Here is a 20,777-nt window from a genome sequence, read left to right on the forward strand (position 1 = left end):
GTGAGAGTATCCCCGCGCTATGAGTAATCCCGCTTCCCCGCCTGTCAGGAAGACGATGGTATTTGTGCTGCTGGCCCTCTTTCTGGGCCAGTTCGGGAGCGGCGTGTATGACCTCATTTTCAGCAACTTCCTCCGTGATGCCCAGCACCTGGATGTGGAGATGCGCGGGTTTATTGAACTCCCCCGGGAATTGCCCGGCATCCTGTCCCTGTTCGTGGTCAGCCTGCTGTTCATGTTCAATGAGGTGCGCGTGGCGGGGGTGGCGTGCCTGCTGATGTTCGGCGGCATGTACGCGCTGGCCGCGTGCAGCGCCGGAACCAGCCTGTGGGTGCTTTCCGCGTGGATCCTGACGGTGAGCCTGGGGCAGCATGTCCTGATGGGGATGGTTGACACCATCGTCATTCATACGGCGCGCCCGGAAAACCGCAGCCTGAGGCTGGGGCAGATGAAGGCGCTGGGGACGGCGGCCGCGCTGCTGGGCGCCTTGTGCGTCTGGATCAAGTGGAAATTCAACCAGTCCTTTGCCGTGGACTTCTTCATTACGGGCGGCGTTTGCCTGCTGGCGTTCGTGTTCCTGAGCCGTGTGAAAACGCCGGTCTTCCCGCAGCGGCGCGGATGGCGGCAGTGCTTCGTCTTCAAGCGCAGGTACGCCGTTTATTACGGGCTGGAAATCCTGCACGGCATTCGCAAGCAATTGTACCTGACCTTCGGCTTCTGGCTGATGGTCAGCACGCTGGGCCAGCCGCCCGGCTACATCGGAAAAACCCTGCTGATTGCCGGCGTCATCGGGCTGGGCACCCAGCCTCTCATCGGCTGGAGCATCAAGAAATACGGGGAGAGGAAGGTGACGATTTTCGACAGCATGGCGCTGTCCGTCCTGTGCCTGGCGTACGCGTTTGCCCCGGAGCTGCTGCCCCTGCACTGGGCCGTGGGGGTGGTGACCGCCTGTTTTGTGCTGGATAACCTGTTGTTTGCCCTGGGCATGGCCCGCAGCACTTACGTGGCCCGCATCTGCGAGAAGCCGGAGGACATCACCCCCAGCATCTATACCGGGCTGGCCATCAACCACGTGGCCTCCATCGCTTACGGCGTGCTGGGCGGCGTGATCTGGATGAATACGGGAGGGCCGCAGGCCGTGTTCCTGATCGGCGGCCTGGCTACCGTGGGGGCCGGGCTCGTGGCGCGGCACATGGAGGAGCCGCGGCGGAACGGGGCCTAACCGGGTAGGGGGGAGGCCGGAACGGCCCGTTCAGCTGTCCTGCCGTGCGGCTGCGGGCCCGGGCGTTCCTTTTTTAAAGGCTTCCATAATCTTGCGGAAGATGTCCGTATTTTCATAAATGCCCGTGAAGGCCCCGCTTCCCGCGCCGAAGGCATAAACCGGAACGGCTATGCCGTCATGGCTGCCGGACCCGAACCGGGCTGTTATTTCCCCCTTCTCACGGTTGCCTCCCGTGAGGGCGAACGCGCCCGTGTTATGGTCCGCCGTGATGACGACCAGCGTGCCGGGATGGCGTGAAGCCCAGTCCAGCACGGCCCCGGCGGTCCGGTCAAAATCCAGGAGCTCCTCCATCATCTCCTCCAGCTTGTTGCTGTGCGCGGCCTTGTCGATGTTGGAGCCTTCCACCATCAGGAAAAATCCGTTGGAATTCCGGGAAAGGGCGTCCAGCGCCTTCAGCGTGGCCTGGCGCAGAACGTCTCCCCGTTTGGAGGGAGGGGGCAGGTTGCCGGGGGCCGTGACGGCCAGCGTTTTTCCGGGCGGCAGCGCGGCGGCTTCCTCCCAGGTGCGGGCGATCCGGTAGCCCTGCGCCTCCATCTCCTTGAAAATGTCCCTTCCGTCCGGTCTTTGCGTGAAATACTTGCTCCCGCCGCCAAAAATGAAGTCGGCGCGGGAACGGGGATAATCCCCGATGATGCCGTAGGAATCCGACCGTTGTTCATTGTTGGCGCAGAAGGCGGCCGGAGTGGCGTCGTTCAGCTCGCAGGTGGCGATTACTCCGGTGGATTTGCCCATGTCCGCCGCCTTGTCCACCAGGGAATCCAGCTTGTTGCCCTTAGGGCATACGGCCACCCTCTTGTAGAGCGTCTTGGTTCCCGTGGCCATGGCGGTTCCCGCAGCGGCGGAATCCGTCACCAGCTTATCCGCGCACCACGTTTTGGCAATGCCCGTGACCGGGCAGTTTTCAATGAACAGGCGGCCCCGGTTGGCCGCCCAGGCGGCGGAAAGGTGATGGATGCCCATGCCGTCCCCGATCATCAGGATGACGCTGGTGACGGGGGCGTTCCGGTCCGGCTCGCGTATTTCCGTTACGGGGTAGGGATGTTCCAGAACGAAGCGCTGCGCCTCCCCCGCCGTGAGCAGGGACGGGGCAAGCAGCAGGACACAGGCCAGGGAGCGCAGCGGGGAAATCATGCCGCCACTTTCCCGCCCGCAAGGGAACAAGTAAAGAGGAAAAATGTGCCGGTTCCGCCGGGACCCGGCACGGGAAACCTGGAGCGGTTATTTGGAGTCCGCCTGTTTTTGCAGGATGTCCCGGATTTGTTCCAGCAGGACGACGTCATCCGGCTTGGGCGCGGGGGCCGCGGGCGTTTCTTCGCTCTTGCGCCTCATCGTGCCGATCAGCTTGATGGCCACGAAGACGGAGAAGGCAATGATCAGGAAGTCAATGGTCGCCTGGAGCAGCTCCCCGTACTTCAGTTCCACATCCCCCAGTTTCAAGGTCAGGTAGGCCAGGTTTACGCCGGAGGTGAGGTACCCGATGATGGGGGTGATGATGCTGGAGACGAAGACGGAAACAATCTTGTTGAACGCGGCGCCGATGACGACCGCCACGGCCAGGTCAATCACGTTGCCTTTCAGGGCGAATGCCTTGAATTCCTCCAGAAATCCTTTGACGTTGAAAAAGCGGGCCATGATGAATCGGTGTTGATGATTTATTTCATTCTGAAGGCAAAAGAATAAAAGAAAAGAAAAAATGAACTTCCCCCTCCGGAACAGAAGTATGACCACCGTGCCCGGCAAAATGTGAGAATCATGACGTGGCTCCCAAAAAAATCATTTACAGACGAGGCCAGAAGCGCAAACTACACGCGTATTACCTTAGCTTATGAACACAGAAGAAAAACTCAACCAGTACGTACTTCATTCCTATGGCCGTTATCCCATGGCTGCCGTCCGCGGGGAAGGTTCCCGCCTGTGGGACAGCACCGGGAAGTGCTATCTGGACTTCTGTGCCGGAATTGCCACCTGCGTGCTGGGGCACTGCCATCCCGCGGTAACGCAGGCCCTGCAGAAGCAGGCGGCCACGCTGGTGCACTGCTCCAACCTGTACCAGATTCCCCAGCAGGCGGATCTGGCGGAATTCATCGTGACCAGGTGCGTGGAGCGTCCGGGAAAAGTCTTTTTTGCCAACAGCGGGGCGGAATCCAATGACGGGTTGATCAAGGTGGCGCGCCGCTACGGGCACCGGAAGCCCCAGCCGGACGGCAAGCCCCGTTTTGAAGTGCTCACGTTCAACAAATCCTTCCACGGAAGAACGCTGGGCAGCATGTCCGCCACGGGGCAGGATAAAATCAAGATAGGCTTTGACCCCATGCTGCCAGGCTTTCGACACTTGCCTTTCAATGACCTGGAAACGGCCCGTGAAGCCATTCGCCCGGAAACCGTAGCCTTCATGCTGGAAACCATCCAGGGTGAAGGCGGCGTCAACTGCGTGACCCCGGAATTCCTGCGCGGGCTGGCACAGTTGTGCAAGGAGCATGATCTGCTTCTGCTGATGGATGAAGTGCAGTGCGGCTTTGGCCGCTGCGGCGACATCATGGGATGGCGCGCCGTTGCGCCTGACGTGGAGCCGGACGGCATTTCCTGGGCCAAGGCGCTGGGAGGAGGCTTCCCCATCGGCGGCTTCTGGATTTCCGACCGCGCCATTGACGACCAGGGCACGGAGCTTGCCTCCATCATGGACCCCGGTTCCCATGGTTCCACGTACGGCGGCAATCCGCTTGGCACTACCGTGAGCCTGGCCGTGCTGAGGGAAGTAGTCTCCCAGGGCCTCCCGGAACGGGCGCAGCGCCTGGGCGCGGAAATCCGCGCGGAAATAGAATCCTGGAACCTGCCCGTGGTTCAGGGCGTGCGCGGCTTGGGCCTTCTGCTGGGCATCGGCCTTAACCCGGAAATGGTGGATGCGCCGGAGGGCAAGACGGTTGCCTCCGTGGTGGTGGAAGCCCTGAGGCAGGAAGGCCTGCTTTCCGTTCCTGCTGGTCCTGAAACCGTGCGCCTCCTGCCTCCCCTGAACGTAAGTGAAGAAGAAGTCCAGCAGGCGCTTGCCATCATCAGGCGCGTGCTGAAGACATACGTTAAATAGTGAACCCAGCCTCTGCTTTATTGTCATGAAGGATGAATCCATTAAAGCCCCCGGCAATGCGATAAAGCAATATTCCATCATGCTCCAGAACCGGGTGGGGGCGTTGTCCGCCCTCCTGGGCCTGCTGGACATGCACGGCATCTTCTGCCTGGGCTTCAGCATGCATGACTGCCATGAGGCGACTATTGCGCGCCTGATCGTCAGCGATCCGGAGCGGACGTCGGAAATCTTTCTGGAAAAGGGCATCTGCTATACGGAATCCGAAGTGCTGGTAGCCGTCCTCCGCCACGGCCCCGCGGACCTCAAGAAATGCCTGGATGCGCTGTATGCCGCGGAAATGAACGTCAACTTCCTGTATCCGCTCCTGCCTTGCGCGGGGCGTGGCTCCCTGGTCGCCCTCCATGTGGATGACCTCAACTTCGGGCGGACCGTACTGAATTCCAGCGGCATCAAGGTCCTGTTCCAGCAGGATCTCAGCCGGTGAAAACAGTGGTTTTCCGCTTGTTTTTGCTGCCGTGCAAAAGGCGTTTTCTCCAAGCGCATCAAGGGTTTGGCGCGTTTTTTCAGCTTGACGGGAGGGGAAAACATGGTATGGTACGGGCCGCATGGCAAAAGTACCCGTAATCAATCTTCGCAAGGGACACGCGGTTAATCATAACAATGACGTTTGCGTCGTGGTCAGCATGGAGCACAAGTGCCCCCCCCGCATGGCTTCCTATGTGCAAATGAGCATCCGCAGCATTTCCACCAAGAAGGTGTACAACCTTCGCCTCACTTCCAATGAATCCCTGGAAGGCGTGAACCTCGCCCGTGAGGAATATGAGTTCAGCTACATTGACGGCATGGGCTACCACTTCATGAATCCCGATACGTATGAAGACATCACCGTGTCTCCGGAAATCGTGGAACCCGTGAAGGATTACCTGATGGAAGGCAATATCTACATCCTGCTTTTCACGGATGAAACGGTGGTCTCCGTGGAACTTCCCGCCGCCATCACCATGGAAGTGGCGGAAGCTCCGGAAGGCGTCAAGGGCGACAGCGCGAACAACGTTTACAAGTCCGCCACAATGACCACCGGCCTGGTGGTGCAGGTTCCTCTCTTCATCAAGCCCGGTGAAAAGATCTCCGTGAAAACGGAAGACGGTTCCTACCTGGGCCGCGTGAACTGAACGTTCTCCCTGATTATTTAAAAAACCCCGTCCGGTTTTTCCGGACGGGGTTTTTTCATGCCGGAACGCCGCGGAAAAAGACCAGGGAGCAGGCGGGAGTGGAGGCTTTACTTTCACAGCCGCTTCCAGTAAGTCATTTTCATCCGATTATTTTTGTTCCATGAAAAAAATTATTATTCTGTTGTGGGTATGCATGCTGGCCTCTTTTCTGCCGGGGGAATGCGCCGCCGCGGTAAAGCTGGCCTGTCTGGGGGACAGCATCACAGCCGGAATGCTGGTCAAAAAGGAAGACTGCTGGGTTTTCCGGATAGCCAAAGAACTGGACAAGAAGGCGGAAGTAGGAAACTTCGGCGTTTCCGCCCGGTGCCTGCTGTTCAGGGGAGACCGCCCCATCACGCGGGAGAAGGCTTATCAGGACGCTCTGGCGTTCAAGCCTGACGTGCTGCTCATCGGCCTGGGCACCAATGACAGCAAAAAGGTAAATTGGAGCCACAAGGATGATTTCGTGGACAATTACAAGGAGATCATCGCGGAGTTCCGCAAGCAGAATCCCAAACTGAAGGTATACTGCCTGCTGCCCATTCCGTCCCAGGAGGCCCGGGAAGGGGGAATCAGCAAGGAATGCATTGAAAAAGAGGTCATCCCGCTCATCCGGCAGGCGGCTAAAAGCACCAGGTCCAAAGTCATTGACCTGAACAAGGTCATGAAGGGCAGGGACAACCTGCTGGTGGACGGCGTGCATCCCAATGCGGAAGGGCATGGGCTCATGGCGGAGCACATTCTCCTGGTTCTCAAGGGAAAAGCCGTGGAATAACGGTCTGCCCCCTTTTTCCGGAGGCGTGGCCTTTTTAACAGGAAATGGCAGGGGATAAGCGGGCCTGACGGGCACCATGAGCCGGATTCCTTTTTACCCTGCCCCTTCCGTCCGTTCCGTGCGCCCCTGTCTTAAGACGGCACGGTTACCGGGAGGGCTGCCGCTTCTTTTCCGGCTGGTCCGGGATGGTGCCCTTGTGCGGGGAATCCTTTTTCTGGTAAATCCGGACGTAGTCTATTTCATACTTCTGAGGCAGGGGCAGTTTGTTCAGGTCGCCGCCGGTGGCGCCAAGAGCCAGGTTCAGGATGATGAAGTGGGGCTGCCGGAAGGGATTGTCTATTTCCTTGTAAACGGCGTTGATGGTGTTGTCCAGGGGGGTCTTGTTCAGCAGAATGTCGTCCGCATACAGGCGCACTTCCTTTTCGTCCCAGTCCATGCGGAAGACATGGAAGCTGTCCGCCCAGTCCGCGTGCTTTTCCAGAAGCCATTTCAGCGGCGTGTAGGTGGTGCTCCATTTCCCCACGTGTTTTTTGGGGGAGGCCCAGCAGAGGTTGGCCAGGTAAGTGGACTGGTAATACTCCATGATGTCTATTTCCCCGCACATGGGCCAGCCTTCCTTGACGCCCATGGTCCAGAATGCGGGCCACATGCCTTCCCGCGGGCTGAATTTGGCGCGGATTTCAAAGCGGCCGTACAGCCATGAGAATTTCCCGCGCGTGGTCAGGGAGGCGGAGGTATAGTCCGCTTCCTTCCGCGTGGTCTGCCAGCTCTTCCCTGCCGGATCGTAATGGGGATTGGCATGTTTTTCCTTTTTGCCTTCAATAATCAGCATTCCATCCTTGCAATAGGCGTTCTCCGGCTGGTACCACTGCGCCTCCTTATTGCGGACAAAACCATGTTCGTAATTCCATTTGGCGGGGTCCGGGCGTCCGTCCTTGTCGAACTCGTCGTGCCAGACGAGTTCGTAATCGGAATAATCCGCTTTTTCCACCACCCGGTCGGCGTTTTTGACGCCGTCCCCGTGGAGGGAGTAGAGTTGGGCGTGCAGGGGGGAGGCAAGGAGGGCCGTGCAGGCCAGAATTGGGAATAAGGAGGAAGAGTTCATGCGAAAGAAAAGAAGGTGTTTTTCTTGGTACGCAGGCACGGGTGTTTTTTTGTCATTTTTTATTGGAAAAGGGTGAAGCCATGAAAGCGGCTTGAGAAACGGGGGTCATGTGTTAGTGTCGTCTAACAGCATGGGGCCTTTGTCTGGTTCCGTAGCATCAACCCCTGATTTAACGATAATGGAAGAAAGGAATTATCTGGTTTCCGGCATGCACTGTGCGGGTTGTGCGGCCAAGGTGGAGCACGCTGTAGAGGAATTGGACGGTGTGGAACGCGTTGAGCTGAATTTGCTGACGGGGCGCATGGCCGTTGTGTTCCGGGAGCATGATTCTCCGGCCAGGGACCGTCTGGCGAAGGTAGTAGAGAAAGCCGGCTTCCACCTGGCGGACTGGCAGGGGGAACCGCTTTCCGGAGCGGAGGAGAAGGCGCGCGAGGAGGAAAACGGCGGGTCCCGCCTTGTCTGGTCCGTCCTGCTGCTCGTTCCGCTGATGTACCTGTCCATGGGCCCCATGTGGCATTGGCCCGTTCCGGGAGGGGGCTGGGGGCTCTGGTTGAATCTGTGGGCGCAGTGCATCCTGGCGGGTGCGGTTTTATGGCTGAACCGGCATTATTTGATCAATGGCGTCCGCCAGCTTGCCGCGCTGTCTCCCAACATGGATTCCCTGATCGCCATCGGCGCGGGGTCCGCCTTTTTGTACGGGCTGTTTCTGTTGATTGCGGGCCTGTGGCAGGGCGCCAATGTGGACGGGATGGAGTTGTATTTTGAGTCCGCGGCCATGATCGTCACCCTCATTTCCCTAGGGAAGTATCTGGAACGCCGCTCCTACCGGAAGACGAACGCCGCCGTGAAGGGACTGGTGAAGCTGGTTCCCCAGGAAGCCCTGGTGTGGCATGACGGCGCGGAACGCGCCGTCCCGCTGGATGAACTCCGGGCCGGGGACCTGGTGGTGGTAAAGACCGGGCAGAGGATTCCGGTGGACGGCCTCATTGAGGAAGGGCAGGCCGCGCTGGACGAATCCGACCTGACGGGGGAAAGCATGCCCGTGGACAAGACGGCCGGGGACCGGGTGATCAGCGGCACGTTCAACCGCGCCGGGTATCTTAAAATCCGTGCGGAGCGCGTGGGCAGGGATTCCACGCTGGCCCGCATGATCCGCTTGGTGGAGCAGGCCAGCCAGTCCAGGGCGCCCATTGCGCGGCTGGCGGACCGGGTGTGCTATTTCTTTGTCCCCACAGTGATTGCCATTGCGCTCATTGCGTTTGCCGCATGGCTGGTGGCCGGAGAGGGCTTTTCCTTTGCCCTTGCCAGGGCGATTGCGGTGCTGGTGATCTCCTGCCCCTGCGTTCTGGGCCTCGCCACCCCGATCGCCATCATGGTGGGTACGGGGCGGGGCGCGCGCCTGGGCATCCTGTGCAAGTCCGCCAGCGCCCTGGAGGCCCTGAGCCGCGTGGATACCGTCGTCTTTGACAAGACGGGCACCCTGACGGAAGGGGAGCCCCGGGTGGTGGCCGTTCTGCCGGAACAGGCCATGAATGCGGATGAACTGGTGGAGATGGCGGCGGCCCTGGAACAGGGCTCGGAACATCCGGTGGGTAAAGCCATTTATGACCATGCCCGGCTGCTGGACCTTCCCATACGCGCGGTGGCTGATTTGTCCATTGTCCCCGGCCGCGGCATTTCCGGTACGGTGGACGGCGTGCCTTACGCGGTGGGCAATCTCAGCTTCATGAAGGACAGGGGGATTTCATGGAGTGAGGAGGAGGCGCGCCTGCGGGAGTTCATGCGGCAGGGAGCCTCGCCGCTTTATGTGGGCAGGGAAGACCGTCCCGCCGGAGTGATCATGGTGGCGGATTCCCTGAAACCGGACAGCCGCGCGGCCGTGGACAATCTGAAGCGGATGAACCTGCGCGTGGTCATGCTGACGGGGGACAACGCCGCCACAGCCCGCCACATGGCGGGGGAACTCCACATTGATGAAGTCATTTCCGACGTGCTGCCGGATGAAAAGGCCACCCATGTGATGAAAATGGAGGAACGGGGGGACAAGGTGGCAATGGTGGGGGACGGCGTGAATGACGCCCCCGCGCTCGCCTGCGCCCGGGTAGGCATTTCCATGAAATCAGGAACAGAGCTGGCGATGGAGTCTTCCGACATCGTGCTGATGAAGAGCAATCCCGTGGGCGTGGCGGAAGCCCTTCAATTGGGCCGCTCCACGCTGCACATCATCAGGCAGAACCTCTTCTGGGCCTTCTTTTACAACATCATCGGCATTCCCCTGGCCGCCGGGTGCCTGTATCCCGCCTTCGGCCTTACGCTGAACCCCATGATTGCCGCCGGAGCCATGAGCCTGAGCTCCCTGTGCGTGGTGTTCAATTCCCTGCGGCTGCGCGGCTTCAAACCCCATCTGGAAAAATAAGGCAGTCACTTCCTGAACAAAGGGGATTTTGGTGTAACTTATTTATGTTCTATAATTTTGGATTGATTTTCTATTTCTTTCCTACTTGTCGGCGAGCCTGTTGAGATAGTACTATTTATTGGGTTTTTGTCTGAGACGGAAATACTTGCTTTATAATACTACGTAGCAGATGTTTTTTTACGTATCTTCTAAACCCAATGAATTCCTTTGTCGGATCCGAAGCATCGTCTATAAAATTACGAATACAAGATCCCAAACTGTTTTGTTGCTCTTTTGAAGTTTTAGCTCGTGTAAGTTCTTTGGTGATTTTTCTTTTTAGAGAATCTATGATCTTTTTCCGCCTTTCAACAATGGCTGGTCTAGATAGTTGACAAATTTCGATTGTTTTTCGATAGCGAGGATTATCCGAATCTATTTCTCCATTTTTTAGGAAAACAATGAAATTTTCAGGGTCTTCTAGTTCAGGATTTATAAGAATAGGTTTTTCAAACTTGTTTAATTCTGATGAAAGATTATTAAATTTGTGGTTGATATTTTTCTTTTTTCTAAAGAAAGGAGGAGTGATTGATTGTGTGCCCTCTAAAGGAAAATTGTCCAGTTTTTTTTGATTGCAAACAGGGCATGCCAATAATAAATTATCCCAACTAAATGCAAGCCAATAATATATTGATTTTGGACGATAGTGTTCTACATGAAACTGCTCTATTATCTGCTCGCAGTAGATACATTTCCCATGATGTATTGTTTTGAGCTTCTCCTTGATATCGGAGGCTCTGTAGCATTTATTATAATTTTCTGTAGGGATATATTTTTTTTGATTGATGAGTTCCTGCCGTTTTTGGTGTGTTTCTTCTGAAAGAAGAGAGGGAGGAATATCATTTAAGTCTTTATTGATTTTGATCATCTTCTTTTAAGATTTTGTCAATCAATATGTCTATGTCATTATCAGTGAGGAATTTTTTTCCTTGCCGATATTGTTCCTGTAATAATTTTTCCAGTTTTAGCTCAAGTCGATACTGAGCGTATGTACTTGCTGTCGTATAATTGTCCGTTTTTGGTTCCATCCGAGCACTCTCCAATCCAAACATGGGGGATGTGGCAAGAGTATTGATCATGAGATGATTGAGGTTTTTACGAAGGTAAGGCTCACTCAGTATTGTTTGCCCGTCTTGTCTGTATATTCTGTAAATGAGTGCTTCATCTGATGCTGCCTGAATGATCGTTGGGCTATGGGTTGTGAAAAAAAACTGGATATTAGGAAAGTGCTTTTTTAACTTTGGAACCAGTTTGAGCTGCCAGCGAGGGTGGATATGCAAGTCTATTTCATCAACAAGCACAACGCTTTTCTTATCGAAAATATTTTCTCCAGTTACTCCTTCTTCATGTACGAGTCTGTAAATCAGATCGACGATAAAGATAGTGATGCTTTTGTATCCTTCTGATAGTTCTTGAAATCGAAGTGGATTTCCACATTCCTTGAATACAGGGGTGCGCCCATTCCATTCAATAGTTATTTGCCGTTCCAGTATGTCAGATAGTACTTTTTGCAGCTTTTCTGTTGAGATGCGGGATTGATAGATGGCATCGTATTTTTTATTGTTCGCACAATCGTTTTCTTTGTCTTTAATGTGCTGCAACCAGTCCTCAGGAGAAGTTAGACAGATGTCATTGCTAAAGAGGGTCATGAATCCTTGGCGATCAGCATTCGTGCTGTCTGTTCTGGCTCTCTGCGCCCCATAGGCATAAACGCTTGGTAAATAATTTTTTCCTTTTGTTGAATAGATTGTTCCGCATTCATCAATGCCCGATGCCTCAAAGGAGGGTTTTTTTCTAAAGATATCAAGAACAGAAGAGAACTTTTCTTGGGCTTGTTGTTGGTCAAGATGTCCTTTTCGAAATGCTAAATAGAGAGCCATAAGCATGAGTGTTTTGCCATCACCATTTTCGCCCAGGAAGTAAATTTCCTTTGTTTTTGGAAAGTTGATTGAAATGTTCTTAAATGTGAAAAATTCACTAATACTTAAGCCTTGAATGTAATGTCCACGTTTTGTTCCATTGAGCCACGTTTGAAAGAAGCCATGTTCCACGCTGAAAGCATCGGCTATTTTATTTTCTTTGCAAATCTGAGGCATGTTTAGTTCTATTTCTTCTGCCGTCCATCCGCTCCAGAGAAGTCGGTTTTCAATAAGTTGCTTAAATAGAGGGCCCAGCTCAGGGTTTTGAAATACGACGGAAAAGTCATATGGTACTTCCGTTTTTCGCCGATATTCTGTGGAAGATGCACCAGATTCGACCAGTGCACTGCGAACATTTGTTTGTTCTTTGTAATTAAGCATTTTGTTTTTTTCTTCATCGCATATAAAAATGCCTTTCATATCTGATAATGAAGAAGCACAGAGTTCAGCAAATGTCTTTAAAATTTTATGATGAGTCATAATCAATGCCATCATGCCGAATATCATTTTTTCTTGAGGGTAGTTATAGAGTTGGTCCCAGAAGTCGGGTATTTCATCATTTATATTCTTGATGCCCAGGAAGCTTTTCAAATTGGGTTGATTAATTGTTATTCCTTCTTTGCCATCAATATAAGCATCTCGGATATCTTTACTTTTGATGATGTCGAGTACTTGGACGATGGAGTATTTCGTCCAGGATGTTTTGAGATTTTTTAAGCTGGGTAATGGGACCATGAGAATATATCAGTTTAAAGTGAAGGCGAGAATGTATTCTTTGACGTAGGAACCGTATGTGTCAGTGCTCCCCATTCTGCTGTGAAGATGTTTCATGTCAAATAATGTTTGCTGGTATTCTTTTCCCAAGGTTTCATAAGCGATTTTCTTCAATTCTGTAATGGAAATCATACCGCTGTCGCTATAGCTGAGAAAGAGATAGGCTTTTCTTTCTTTGATGTTGAGAAAAAGATCTTTAAATGCTTGGTGAACCTGTTTTTTGATACAGAAGGGAGATTGATGTCTGTCACTACGGTATCTCCCCTTATAACGGATGTCTGGGTAGTCATATTTGACGAGCGTTTCTATGGCATGGTAAAATCTGGAATAATGTACAGCACTGTAGGGCGGGTCTGCATAGACGATGCTATTTGGTTCCACTATTTTAAGACAATCCAGATAGTTTAGACTGGTGGTATAAGGATTATGTCGCGGATCGGTATCAATGGTCATCAGAAGTTCCTGGAATTTTTTCTCAAATAACGGCCAGATTTGCTTTGTCCTGTAGATGAGAATGTCTTGCATGTTTGCTGCAGTGATATCTCGATATTGTGCGAAATGGCCAGTTCCTTGAGAAGTATAGGACATGGCGTAGATGAGTGCTGAGAGGATTGCCCCGTAGATAAGAGTGTTACGGTAAGACTCGGCCACGGCACGAATGGAGTCAATCCAGAGGCATTGTTCGTAACTCCAGTATGTTCCTGAATAGTATTTTGTAAAGAGATGAAACCCTGTATGGAAATCTTTATTGATCAACGATCTTTGTATTTCTTCAAATGATTGAAGTTCTGATAGCTTTGAGATATTGGCGTAGTCAGCAATCAGGTCAGGCATGTAATTTTTTGACTCATTCGTATAGGTAATGGCTGCCTCGTGGATACGTTCCGTGATGTTTGGTGGAGCTGCTGTTTTCAAGTTATACAGGTATGCGTGAGCAAAAACAGATGAGTAGGCTTGAATGTCGTTGATGTGAACACGGTATTCATGTTTGAATGACGATCCCACTATGGATGTTCCTGCAAACAAATCACAGAAATAGTTACTTTCAACTCCTGTTGCTTTGATCGCCCGAATAACGAAAGGTAGAATTTCCCGTTTAGAGCCCATATATTTCAGGATGTGCGGGAGTGTAGGTATGTTCATGCTTGGAGTTGCTTGACTTTATGCCTTGGTGTAGGTGTTGATGGTTTCGATGTAAATGGCTGAAATTTTTCCTCCATCCATTGGTTTGATATCGCCGAATGTCGGGTTAAGCGGATGCAGTACATAGTTTATCTTGCCCGTTTCCGGATCTTTATGACGGGCAAGCTTTTTCAGGGTGACGCCACGTTCGTCATTGTATTCCACGATGGTGCCCACTTTGGGAATGGGGGGACTGGCGTGCTTGCGCATAATGACCACGGAGCCGTCCGCAATAACCGGTTCCATGGAATGCCCGTTCACGCGCAGAAGATATTCTCCTTTCTTCAAGGGGCGGTATAGGTGGATGTCTTGCGGGATTATGTCTCCGGCTTCCAACACACCAGCTGTGATGTTACCGATGATTTGTGCCGTATAGTACATGGAGGATGTGATGGCAGGAAGTTTTTCAATGGTCTCAGAAGAAGAGAACCAAAATTTCATTCCTTCCGTCATTTTTAAAACGAATTCTTCCGCAAGCTCCTGAACACTTTTATCTGGATGCAGTTTTTGATATTCTTGAATAATGACCCATTCTGCTTTTGAGAATTGAAGGGTGATGGTTTCTACGCGCAGGAAACCGCGCCCATTTTCCTGCTCTTCGCGATCCATCAGTTTTTGGATAATGAGAATGGCTTTGGAAGGGATTGTCCCAGCATCAGATAACCATGTGTCAACAGTTCGTTTCGACGCTCCCCCACATTGTAATCCGAGCCATGCTCGGTCTTTTCTCATCATTTTTAGCCAGTCCTTAATTTCTTTCTTACTTGGCGACGTCATAAATTGAATTTACGCGATTTTTGCGAAATGTCAACTATCCTGAGTAAAAATTATTCGCTAAAAGGCGAATAATTGGTTGTTCCACTCGCGGAAATCGCGAAAATTCAATTTATGCAGAAAAGAGCGACATTCAATCAAAGTGGCCGTCGGGCCCTCAACCTAAGTAAGTTTTTTTCGTATTTTACTTTGGTCTCCATCAATAAAAGCCGAGAAGAAGTGCGCCTGCTGGACAGCTTTTATCTAGCCAAGGGACTGAAAAGGCCGGATATTTTTCTGAAGATTCTGGATGGAGAATCCAGGAAAATGACTTATTACTGGGTGCGCTACCGTTTTGAGTGCAATGCGGTAATAATGAGATTCGTTATGTTGAACCTGGGATTCCCTATCAGATTCCTATTCGGAATTTTACGGAGTATATCGTCTACCTTCATCCTTGGAAAGGGAGAAGAGGTATGTGATGAAAATGGCTTATTGGGACGGTTACGGAACGCCGGACCATTCGGTAGGATACGTGGCGAGAAAGGAATTTTAGACGAAATGGCTTTACGATAAAGTGAGTCTTGTTCATCAAACATGAGCGAGGCTTTTTGCTGGAAAAAGCCTTATTCTCCTATCTTGCTGGGGTTTTAGATGTCATCAAATTCCCCGGTCTTGGTGCTGATTTGATATTCTGGAAAATGGAAGACGTTGGCACCTAAGACTTCTTCCCTCATGAATAACTTATGTTTGTTCCTTTTCAGAGTCAGAATGCTCCATAAGTTTTTTAGAAGATCTTGCCTTTCCTTTTCGAAAATATCCAATTCCATAGTATCTCCTTTTATGTAGATGCCTGATGCTGTCTGTCCTCCTCTGATTTCCGCTTCATCTCTTCTGTGAAATTGGCTCTCTCGTTCAGGCGGGTTGCAGAAGCGCCCGGGCCAGCGTGCGCGCGTGGTCGCCTCCGCCGCCCAGCATGCGGACCAGCTCCTCTATCCGGTCTTCATGGCTCACCTCCCGCAAGCAGGAGATAGTGCGGTTGCCCGCGGAAGCCTTCTGGACCAGGTAGTGGTGGGAGGCCAGGGCCGCCACCTGCGGAAAGTGCGTGATGGAAATGACCTGGTGCCTGTTCCCGAGCTGCTGCATCTTGAAGCCCACGGCCCGCGCCACTTCACCGCCCACGTTGGCGTCTATTTCATCAAACACCAGCAGGGGGGTGGAATCCTTGTGGGCCAGCGCGCTTTTAATCGCCAGCATGATGCGGGCCAGCTCCCCGCTGGAAGCGATCAGCCGGAGAGGCTTGGAGGGTTCCCCCGGATTGGGGCCGAACAGGAATTCCACCGTTTCCATCCCCTGGGAGCCGGGTTCCTGGAGGGGGGACAGGCCCACTTCAAAGACGGCCTGGCGGAAGCCCAGTTCCCGGGAATGCTTGACGATGGAGGAAGCCAGTTTGGGCGCGGAGGCCTGCCGCGCCCTGGTCAGGGCCTGTCCGGCGGCGTCCACCTGCTTGCGCAGAACGGCCATGGAGGCCCGCAGTTCTTCCAGGCGCTCCGTGCGGTGTTCGATGCGGTCCAGGCGGTGGGCCGCCTCCTCCCTGCGGGCGCAGACGTCTTCAAAGGAAGGGCCGTATTTCATTTTCAGGGATTCCAGCAGGTTGATGCGTTCCTCCAGCTGGAAAAGTTCCCGGGGATCGGAATCCAGCTCGGAGGAATAGTCCGCCAGGCGCCCCTCGATCTCCTTGAGCTCCAAATTCACTTCCGCCAGCGGAGCCAGCCACGCGGCGGTGGAGGCGTCCATGCGTTCCAGTTCATGGGCCGCCCTGGTCAGTTCCCTCAACTGGGAGGCCAGGCCGGGAACGTCCGTTTCCTCCAGCATGGAGAGCATCCGGGAAACCTGTTCCTGGAGCCTGGTGCCGTTGCGGGCGCGCTGCCAGCGTTCCTCCAGCGTGGGCACTTCCTCCGGCGTGAAGGCGGCGGCGTCTATCTCGTCCACCTGGTGGCGCAGCAATTCTATTTCCCGCGCCGTGGCCGCTTCCGCATGCTCCAGGTCGTCATACGCCCGGCGCGCGTCCTGCCACTGCCGCCAGGCGTCCGCATAGGCGTGCACCAGGGGGGCGTGTTCCCCGAAGGCGTCCAGCAGGGAAAGCTGCCTTTCCTGGGAGATCAGGGAGCGGTGGTCGCTGGGGCCGTGCATGTCTACCAGGCAGGCGCCCGCCTCCCGCAGCAGGTTCAGGGTGCACGGGCTGTCATTCAGGAACTGGCGGTTGGCTGTGGAGGAAATAATGCGCTTGATGATCAGGTTTCCGTCTTCGCACGGGGGTACGCCGTGTTCATTCAGGATGGCGTGCACCGGGGAGGAGTCCGGCAGGTGGAAGACGGCTTCCACGCTGCATTGCTGTTCTCCGGACCGGATAAGCGTCTTGTCCGCGCGTTCCCCCAGCGCCAGCCGTATGGCGCCGATGATGACGGATTTCCCTGCTCCCGTTTCCCCCGTGATGCAGATGAAGCCGGAACTGGGTTCCCAGAGCAGCTGGTCCACGAGGGCCAGGTTTCTAATTTTCAGCAATGTAAGCATTCGGGCTTTGGATTTTGAATGCATTATGGCATCATTCGCTCTAAACGCAATCATGACCTCTGTGATGAACATTCTCTTTCTGGGTACCGGGACGTCCACCGGAGTTCCCCAGATAGGTTGCTCCTGTGCGGTCTGCACATCGCCGGATCCCAGGAACAAGCGGTTGCGTTCCTCAATTTACGTGGAAGCCGCGGGCACCCGCATTCTGCTGGATTCCTCCCCGGACCTGCGTCAGCAGGCCCTGCGGGAAAACATTACGGACGTGGATGCCGTGCTGTACACACACGCCCATGTGGACCATGTGGGCGGGTTTGACGATCTGCGCGCCTTCTGCTGGCGCAGGTCCGGCGGCCTGCCCCTGTATGCCTCCCCGCAGACGATGGAGGCCCTGCGGACCATGTACGGCTGGGCGTTTGAACCGAAAACGGCCCGGAGCGGCTACGTCAGGCCGGAACCTCACGAGGTGGCGGAGCCGTTCCACGTGGGCGGCGTGCTGGTGACCCCCCTTCCCGTCATGCATGCCGGGGTGGAGACTTATGCCTACGTGCTGGAGACGGAAGGGCAGCGGCTGGCGTACATGCCGGATGTGAAAAGCATTCCGGAGGCCTCCCTGGAGGCCATGAAAGGGGTGGACCTGCTGATTATTGACGGCTTGCGCTACCATCTGCACCCCACGCACCTGTGCCTGGAGGAATCCCTGGCCGCCATTGCCGCCATCCGTCCCCGGCGCGCCGTGCTGACCCACATGTCCCATGACATGGATTACCATATTCTTTCCGGCAAACTGCCGGAGAACGTTATTCCGGCTTACGACGGCCTGAGGCTGTCCCTGCCGTAATTTCCTCTTTCATTCCCATCAGGCCATGACTCCTCCAAATGATCCTGACCAGCCCGGCGGACGGATTCCGTGCGAGACCAGGAAGGTGTTCGGCTTTCCCGTGGCTGTCAGTTCCGTGGAGGAAATGAGCCGTGTCCTGGCGGAGCATGCGCGGGAAGCGCAGGCCCCGTGCCTGGTCGCCGCCGCGGATGTGCACGTGATGACCCTCGGCGTGCACGACCCGGATTACGGAGCCGTGCTGGAAAAGATGGACGTAGTTTGCCCGGACGGAATGCCCGTAGTGTGGAAGCTGAACCGGGGGCTTTCCGCCGGGGAAAGGGCCGCGGAACGCGTAAGCGGGCCGGATTTGATGGAGGCCCTGGTCAGGGCGAATGCCGCGTATCCGGAGCTGCGCCATTTTCTGCTGGGCGGGGATCAAGAAATGCTGGAGGTTCTGGCCGCCGCCTTAAAGGAGAAGCACCCCGCTTTTCATCTGGCCGGCGCCTATTCCCCGCCCTTCCGTTCCTGGACGGAGGAAGACCGGAAGGCTATGAGGGAGGCCGTCGCTTCAAGCGGGGCCAATGTGGTCTGGGTGGGCCTGGGCTGTCCCAAGCAGGAACGGTGGATGGCGGAGCAGAAGGGACTGCTGCCCCCGGCGGTTTATGTAGGCGTGGGTGCGGCGTTCGCCTTTCATGCCGGAACGGTGAAACGCGCTCCCCGGTGGATGCAGAGGAACGGCCTGGAATGGCTGTACCGCATTTACCGGGAGCCGGGAAGGCTGCTCAAGCGGTACGTGAAGCATAACAGCCTGTTCGTGTGGTACGTGCTGACGGGGCGGTAAAGCCTTTTCCGGTGCGTGCCCCGGAGATGAGGCGCAGATTATTTTGGCTTGTACCGTTCTTGTGCGGTTTTATCATGGCTTCTCCCGGTCCTGCACGTCCGCAAGGGGTGCGGGTGACGTTTCTCCATTCCTGCGCCGTCTTAAACTCCATTTCTCCTATGTTCTTTCACCGCATTCCCCGGAAAACCTGGTATGAAAAAGCCGTGGAGCGCGTTTTCAGAGACAGGAAACTGTGTGAGGAAAAGCTGCTCCCCTTCGGCTGCGTTCGCGGAGAAAACGGTTTCCTGTACCGGACAAAACTGCTGAATGGCCGCCGCCGCATGGAATTTGAAATACACGCGGACGGTTCCGTCTGCGTGGCAATGCATGATGCAGACGGGAGGGACATCCGGCATTCAGCCCAGGAGGCGGCGGACAAGTTGCAGGAAAGGGCGCTCCGGAGGGAATATGAGGAAGAACTGTGGCATGTGGCTGAATGCTGCTTTGAGCCTGATTTCTTCCACGGCGATCCTGCCCGGAGCCTCGTCGCTCACGTCCGGGAGGTTTACGGGGACGAACTGGAATTCCTGTGGCGCAAGTCGCCGGGGAGCGCCATTGTGCGCCGGAAGGACACGGAAAAATGGTATGCCGTTTTTCTGGCCGTGCCGCGGTTGAAGCTGGGCGGCAGTTCCAAAGAGAGGGTTGAGGTGCTGAATTTGCGGGTTTGTCCCGGAGAGCTTGACGGCCTTGTGGACCATTGCAGCCGTTTTCCGGCCTACCATATGAATAAGAAAAGCTGGGTGAGCCTTTGTCTGGACGGGACCATTCCCTTTGAAGAACTGGCCGCGCGCCTGGAGACCAGCCGTCGGCTTGCCGGAAAGTGAATGCCGTTTCCGGCTGTTTTCCGGACGGCTTATACTTTCCGCACCCGGAATCCATCCGGAATATGGCGGCGGAGTTTGCGGATGGAAGGGAGGACGGGGCTCTTGACCCGCAAGGGGGGCGGGCCTACAGTGGGGGCATGAACGTTGAAGAAAAGGCGCTGTCCACCTTCCGCACGGAACCCTGGCGCCACAACTGCGCCCAGGCCGTTTGCGCGGCGCTGGGAAGGGAGGATTTGCTGGAAGCCGTCTCCGCGTGCGGCACGGGAAGAGCGCCTGACGGGGTATGCGGCGCCTTGTATGGAGCCCTCCTGTGCACGCCCGTGCAGTCAAGGGAGGAACTGAAGCGGCGGTTTGTGGAAAAGCTGGGTTATTCCCATTGCAGGGAGCTGAAAAAAGAAGGCCGCGTTCCGTGCCGGGACTGCGTTGCCTCTGCCGCGTTTATGGCTTTTGATTTGCAGGAGTGAACGCAGAATGACACGACTGTATTCATAGTTTTTCATGAAGAAAGGGTCTATTGGAATGAATCCAAATAGAACAACGTCATGAAAAAATTGATATATGCTATAGCAGCGGTAGCCGTTGCAGTTCCCGTCGTGGCCCTGGCCCAAAGCGCTTGTAACAGCGGTTCCTGCACCAAGGGTGACAAGGACATGGCCGAAGCCAAGGACCACATGAAAAAGGGCGCCAAAGCCGCCAAGGATGCCGCTTCTGAAAAAATGAAGGAAGGCAAGGAAGCGATGAAGGGCGCTTACGAAAGAAGCAAGGAAGCCGTCAAGGATACTTACCAGGACAGCAAGGAAGCCGTGGACCATGCGGCTGACAGGGCTGCCGATAAGGCCGATGCCATTGGCGACGCTGCGAAAAACGGTTAATTCAAACGATAAAAAACAAACCATTTAATTATTATGTGTAACTCCAAAGATCATATGAACCATATGCATGAAGGCTGCGGTTGCTCCAAAGATGCCGCTTCCGGAAAAATGCAAGAAGACAAGCAGGCAATGAAGGATGCCGCTTCCGGAAAGATGGAAGAGGGCAAGCAGGCGATGAAGGATGCCTACGAAAAGGGCAAGGAAGGCGTCAAGGATATGGCTTCCGGTGTAAGTGACAAGACCAAGTCCATGATGCACAAGGACAAAGACGCTTAATT

At 54.5% G+C, this 20,777-nt stretch carries 21 protein-coding genes; 13 read left to right on the forward strand and 8 right to left on the reverse strand.

Annotated elements, in window-relative coordinates:
• Positions 1 to 19: 19 nt before the first annotated feature.
• Positions 20 to 1,219 carry an MFS transporter gene (locus ABGM91_RS04885; RefSeq protein ID WP_290566162.1) on the forward strand — a complete coding sequence of 400 codons (1,200 nt, stop codon included), beginning with the start codon at positions 20 to 22 and terminating at the stop codon, positions 1,217 to 1,219.
• A 30-nt stretch (positions 1,220 to 1,249) separates the two neighbouring features.
• On the opposite strand, the gene ABGM91_RS04890 is transcribed toward ABGM91_RS04885, so the two are convergent.
• The gene (locus ABGM91_RS04890; RefSeq protein WP_354834159.1) at positions 1,250 to 2,410 is read right to left on the reverse strand and encodes an alkaline phosphatase; all 1,161 of its coding nucleotides are present in this window, start codon (positions 2,408 to 2,410) and stop codon (positions 1,250 to 1,252) included.
• 87 nt (positions 2,411 to 2,497) lie between these two features.
• Positions 2,498 to 2,911 carry a large conductance mechanosensitive channel protein MscL gene (gene mscL / locus ABGM91_RS04895; RefSeq protein WP_354834161.1) on the reverse strand — a complete coding sequence of 138 codons (414 nt, stop codon included), beginning with the start codon at positions 2,909 to 2,911 and terminating at the stop codon, positions 2,498 to 2,500.
• Between the two features lie 193 nt (positions 2,912 to 3,104).
• Here mscL and ABGM91_RS04900 point away from each other — a divergent pair, with 193 nt between their 5' ends.
• The 4 genes from ABGM91_RS04900 to ABGM91_RS04915 all read left to right on the forward strand — a co-directional run bounded on the left by ABGM91_RS04900 (position 3,105) and on the right by ABGM91_RS04915 (position 6,347).
• Positions 3,105 to 4,361, forward strand: coding sequence for an acetylornithine transaminase (locus ABGM91_RS04900; protein ID WP_290566159.1), 1,257 nt, complete (start codon positions 3,105 to 3,107; stop codon positions 4,359 to 4,361).
• A gap of 25 nt (positions 4,362 to 4,386) precedes the next feature.
• Positions 4,387 to 4,845 (forward strand): hypothetical protein, encoded by a 459-nt coding sequence (locus tag ABGM91_RS04905; protein WP_290566158.1) that lies wholly within the window; start codon positions 4,387 to 4,389, stop codon positions 4,843 to 4,845.
• A 121-nt stretch (positions 4,846 to 4,966) separates the two neighbouring features.
• Complete coding sequence (gene efp / locus ABGM91_RS04910; protein WP_215428635.1) at positions 4,967 to 5,533, forward strand: elongation factor P; 567 nt, start codon at positions 4,967 to 4,969, stop codon at positions 5,531 to 5,533.
• 160 nt (positions 5,534 to 5,693) lie between these two features.
• Complete coding sequence (locus tag ABGM91_RS04915) at positions 5,694 to 6,347, forward strand: GDSL-type esterase/lipase family protein (RefSeq protein WP_354834164.1); 654 nt, start codon at positions 5,694 to 5,696, stop codon at positions 6,345 to 6,347.
• 145 nt (positions 6,348 to 6,492) lie between these two features.
• Here the strand turns inward: ABGM91_RS04915 and ABGM91_RS04920 are convergent, their stop codons facing one another.
• The gene (locus tag ABGM91_RS04920; protein ID WP_354834166.1) at positions 6,493 to 7,452 is read right to left on the reverse strand and encodes a glycoside hydrolase family 16 protein; all 960 of its coding nucleotides are present in this window, start codon (positions 7,450 to 7,452) and stop codon (positions 6,493 to 6,495) included.
• Positions 7,453 to 7,630: 178 nt separating this feature from the next.
• On the opposite strand from ABGM91_RS04920, the gene ABGM91_RS04925 reads away from it, so the two are divergent.
• The gene (locus ABGM91_RS04925; protein ID WP_354834169.1) at positions 7,631 to 9,868 is read left to right on the forward strand and encodes a heavy metal translocating P-type ATPase; all 2,238 of its coding nucleotides are present in this window, start codon (positions 7,631 to 7,633) and stop codon (positions 9,866 to 9,868) included.
• A gap of 115 nt (positions 9,869 to 9,983) precedes the next feature.
• Here the strand turns inward: ABGM91_RS04925 and ABGM91_RS04930 are convergent, their stop codons facing one another.
• Genes ABGM91_RS04930 through ABGM91_RS04945 form a run of 4 tightly spaced genes read right to left on the reverse strand, consistent with a single transcriptional unit; the run spans position 9,984 to position 14,514 of the window.
• Positions 9,984 to 10,772: an HNH endonuclease gene (locus ABGM91_RS04930; protein ID WP_354834172.1), complete on the reverse strand. Its 789-nt coding sequence runs from the start codon at positions 10,770 to 10,772 to the stop codon at positions 9,984 to 9,986.
• A complete protein-coding gene (locus ABGM91_RS04935; protein ID WP_354834175.1) occupies positions 10,756 to 12,558 on the reverse strand; it encodes an AAA family ATPase in 1,803 nt (600 codons plus the stop codon). Before ABGM91_RS04935 ends, ABGM91_RS04930 begins: the two co-directional genes overlap by 17 nt.
• 9 nt (positions 12,559 to 12,567) lie before the next feature.
• Positions 12,568 to 13,740 carry a DNA adenine methylase gene (locus ABGM91_RS04940; protein WP_354834178.1) on the reverse strand — a complete coding sequence of 391 codons (1,173 nt, stop codon included), beginning with the start codon at positions 13,738 to 13,740 and terminating at the stop codon, positions 12,568 to 12,570.
• A gap of 18 nt (positions 13,741 to 13,758) precedes the next feature.
• Positions 13,759 to 14,514 (reverse strand): S24 family peptidase, encoded by a 756-nt coding sequence (locus tag ABGM91_RS04945; protein ID WP_354834181.1) that lies wholly within the window; start codon positions 14,512 to 14,514, stop codon positions 13,759 to 13,761.
• Positions 14,515 to 15,116: 602 nt separating this feature from the next.
• On the opposite strand from ABGM91_RS04945, the gene ABGM91_RS04950 reads away from it, so the two are divergent.
• Positions 15,117 to 15,254 (forward strand): hypothetical protein, encoded by a 138-nt coding sequence (locus ABGM91_RS04950; RefSeq protein ID WP_354834184.1) that lies wholly within the window; start codon positions 15,117 to 15,119, stop codon positions 15,252 to 15,254.
• A 193-nt stretch (positions 15,255 to 15,447) separates the two neighbouring features.
• Here ABGM91_RS04950 and recN read toward each other — a convergent pair whose 3' ends face one another.
• Positions 15,448 to 17,106 carry a DNA repair protein RecN gene (gene recN / locus ABGM91_RS04955; protein WP_354834187.1) on the reverse strand — a complete coding sequence of 553 codons (1,659 nt, stop codon included), beginning with the start codon at positions 17,104 to 17,106 and terminating at the stop codon, positions 15,448 to 15,450.
• A gap of 64 nt (positions 17,107 to 17,170) precedes the next feature.
• Here recN and ABGM91_RS04960 point away from each other — a divergent pair, with 64 nt between their 5' ends.
• The 6 genes from ABGM91_RS04960 to ABGM91_RS04985 all read left to right on the forward strand — a co-directional run bounded on the left by ABGM91_RS04960 (position 17,171) and on the right by ABGM91_RS04985 (position 20,775).
• Positions 17,171 to 17,944 carry an MBL fold metallo-hydrolase gene (locus ABGM91_RS04960; protein ID WP_354834190.1) on the forward strand — a complete coding sequence of 258 codons (774 nt, stop codon included), beginning with the start codon at positions 17,171 to 17,173 and terminating at the stop codon, positions 17,942 to 17,944.
• A gap of 25 nt (positions 17,945 to 17,969) precedes the next feature.
• Positions 17,970 to 18,764, forward strand: a complete 795-nt coding sequence (locus ABGM91_RS04965; RefSeq protein WP_354834193.1) for a WecB/TagA/CpsF family glycosyltransferase — start codon at positions 17,970 to 17,972, stop codon at positions 18,762 to 18,764.
• Between the two features lie 158 nt (positions 18,765 to 18,922).
• Positions 18,923 to 19,627, forward strand: coding sequence for an MmcQ/YjbR family DNA-binding protein (locus ABGM91_RS04970; RefSeq protein ID WP_354834196.1), 705 nt, complete (start codon positions 18,923 to 18,925; stop codon positions 19,625 to 19,627).
• A 137-nt stretch (positions 19,628 to 19,764) separates the two neighbouring features.
• Positions 19,765 to 20,091 carry a hypothetical protein gene (locus tag ABGM91_RS04975; protein ID WP_215428627.1) on the forward strand — a complete coding sequence of 109 codons (327 nt, stop codon included), beginning with the start codon at positions 19,765 to 19,767 and terminating at the stop codon, positions 20,089 to 20,091.
• Positions 20,092 to 20,169: 78 nt separating this feature from the next.
• Positions 20,170 to 20,499 (forward strand): hypothetical protein, encoded by a 330-nt coding sequence (locus tag ABGM91_RS04980; RefSeq protein ID WP_354834199.1) that lies wholly within the window; start codon positions 20,170 to 20,172, stop codon positions 20,497 to 20,499.
• A gap of 54 nt (positions 20,500 to 20,553) precedes the next feature.
• Positions 20,554 to 20,775: a hypothetical protein gene (locus tag ABGM91_RS04985; protein WP_354834202.1), complete on the forward strand. Its 222-nt coding sequence runs from the start codon at positions 20,554 to 20,556 to the stop codon at positions 20,773 to 20,775.
• The last annotated feature ends 2 nt before the right edge of the window (positions 20,776 to 20,777 follow it).

The organism is Akkermansia muciniphila (assembly GCF_040616545.1).
GTDB lineage: Bacteria > Verrucomicrobiota > Verrucomicrobiia > Verrucomicrobiales > Akkermansiaceae > Akkermansia > Akkermansia muciniphila_E.